This window comes from Longimicrobiaceae bacterium (assembly GCA_035696245.1).
Lineage (GTDB): Bacteria > Gemmatimonadota > Gemmatimonadetes > Longimicrobiales > Longimicrobiaceae > DASRQW01.
On the sequence record DASRQW010000246.1, the window covers coordinates 1 to 2,369 of the forward strand.

At 69.6% G+C, this 2,369-nt stretch carries 1 protein-coding gene; it reads left to right on the forward strand.

Features of this window, described 5'->3' with window-relative positions; translation table 11 throughout:
• Nucleotides 1-703 precede the first annotated feature (703 nt).
• Nucleotides 704-1,843 carry an aminotransferase class I/II-fold pyridoxal phosphate-dependent enzyme gene (locus VFE05_11690; GenBank protein HET6230723.1) on the forward strand — a complete coding sequence of 380 codons (1,140 nt, stop codon included), beginning with the start codon at nt 704-706 and terminating at the stop codon, nt 1,841-1,843.
• Nucleotides 1,844-2,369: the final 526 nt, after the last annotated feature.

Below are 2,369 nucleotides of genomic sequence, written 5' to 3' on the forward strand. Positions count from 1 at the left end.
ATTTTCAACAGACTTCTAGATCGTTGCCGTCGTCCCCCGCGCGAGGTTGCAAGCGGACGCCGTCGCGCTACGTTGTCCGCTCGGCGCCGTGGCTGCGGTGCCTGTCGACAACATCCCGCCGCGGAGTGGCTGCTCTACCCCAGCCTGCGCGAGCAGATGGCTGCTGCCGCGCGATTCCCGCTCGCCCACCGTCGCCCAGCTGCGGGAGCACGTGCACGGCGCGCTGAACCGCGACCTGGACCGCTCGGTACGCATGCGGGGCAGGGTGGACGCCCTGAACCCGTGGGCGTGGCCGTTCGCCCCGGCTCCGTCGCCGCCGTCCTCGTCGCCGAAGGCACCTCCGGCATCACCGTCACCATGCGCTGGCCGCCGCGTCGCGCAGCGTCCGAGTCGCACATCCGCCATCGGCAATGGTAATGGCCTACCCGGCTCGCGGGGTGAAAAATTTTCTTGGCTGCCCTGCCCGACATCCGCCCGTTATCTCCCGATTCGGCCGGCGGCATCGAGGCGCCGATGTGTTGCTCGCACGCGGAGGACGTGCGTACGTTGCGAGCAGCGGCGCGGGAAGGCCGACCTGTGGCCCTACCGTGCATCCCCTGTCTTCATCTCCCAACCGAGCGTTCGCCCGATGCCGCTGTCTCCCCCTTCACGTGGCTACGTTTCCGCAAAGGCCGGCCGGTTCACCGAATCCGTGATCCGCGAGATGACGCGCGAGGCCGCGAAATACGGCGCCGTGAACCTGTCGCAGGGCTTCCCCGACTTCACCGCGCCCGAGGCCATCAAGGAAGCGGCGATGCGCGCCGTGGCGGCGGACGTGAATCAGTACGCGATCACCTGGGGCGCCAAGGACTTGCGCGACGGCATCGCGGCGAAGGCGGGATGGTACCTGGGCCTGGACGTGGACCCGGAACGCGAGATCACCGTCACGTGCGGATCGACGGAGGCGATGATCGCGGCGATGATGGCGACGGTGGATCCCGGCGACGAGGTGATCGTCTTCGAGCCGTTCTACGAGAACTACGGGCCCGATGCGATCCTCTCGGAGGCGACGCCGCGCTACGTGCCGCTGCGGGCGCCGGACTGGAGCTTCGACCGGGCCGATCTGGCGGCAGCGTTCAACGAGCGGACGCGCGCCATCATCGTCTGCAACCCCAACAACCCGACCGGCAAGGTGTTCGGGGATGAGGAGATGCGCTTCATCGCGGAGCTGTGCGTGGAGCACGACGTGCTCTGCTTCAGCGACGAGATCTACGAGCACATCCTCTACCCGCGGCCGGGCGCGGACGTGAAGCACCGGTCGATGGCACAGATGCCGGGGATGCGCGAGCGGACGGTGGTGATCAACTCGATGTCGAAGACGTACTCGGTGACGGGCTGGCGCGTTGGCTGGTGCATCGCCCCGGCGGAGATCACGGCGGCGATCCGGAAGGTGCACGACTTCCTGACGGTGGGCGCCGCCGCGCCGCTCCAGGCTGCGGGCGCCTTCGCGCTGCGCCTGCCGCGCGAGTACTACGCGGACCTCCAGGCCGCCTACGGGCGGCGCCGCGAGATGCTGCTTTCCACGCTGCGCGGCGCCGGGTTCGGTGTGGCGGAGCCGGACGGCGCGTATTACGTGATGGCGAATATCACGCCCTTCGCGCACCTGGGGCACGCGGACGACGTGGCGTTCACGCGCTTCCTGGTACGCGAGATCGGCGTGGCCTGCGTGCCCGGATCGTCGTTCTACAGCGCCGCCCACTGCGCCGAGCTGGGCGGCGACCGCCAGGTGCGCTTCTGCTTCTGCAAGCGCGACGAGACGTTGGCCGCGGCCGCGGAGCGGCTGGGGAGGTTGGGGAGTCTGTAGGCGGGCGGGGGAGGCTCTCCCCGGCTCGTTCCTCGCCTGTCCTCTCCCGCGAGCGGGAGAAGAAACGGGTGTGTAGTGGCTGGGGCGGTGTGCGGGTCGCGGGTGCTTCCGCCGACGGATGCGGTGGCGACTCGCGCTACGCGCTGCGGGTGGGCAGATACTGAGGATTTCGGGCGGGTGGCGGGGTGTGGGCCGCGAGGGGAGATGTGGGGCTGGGGATGCGCGAGCGGTATCAGCCTGCGCGATGCTTCGTCCGGAGGACGACCGCAGTTCGTAACCGGGCGTTTCATACGCCCGGCGGTGCCTCGGCGTGCGCCGAATCCTCCGATGCGAGCGAATCCGGGAGCCCAGGCGGATCAGCTACCCCGGCGCTCCAGCTTCACCGCTCGTCTTTGGCGATCCACTTGGAGGCGGAGGGCGGGCGGAAGGCGGCCATGCGGTCCAGGAGGCTGGCGGGGTCGGTGGATGTGAGGACCAGGTCGCGGTGCTCGGGGCGGATGAAGCCTTCGGCGACGCCGTGGTCGGC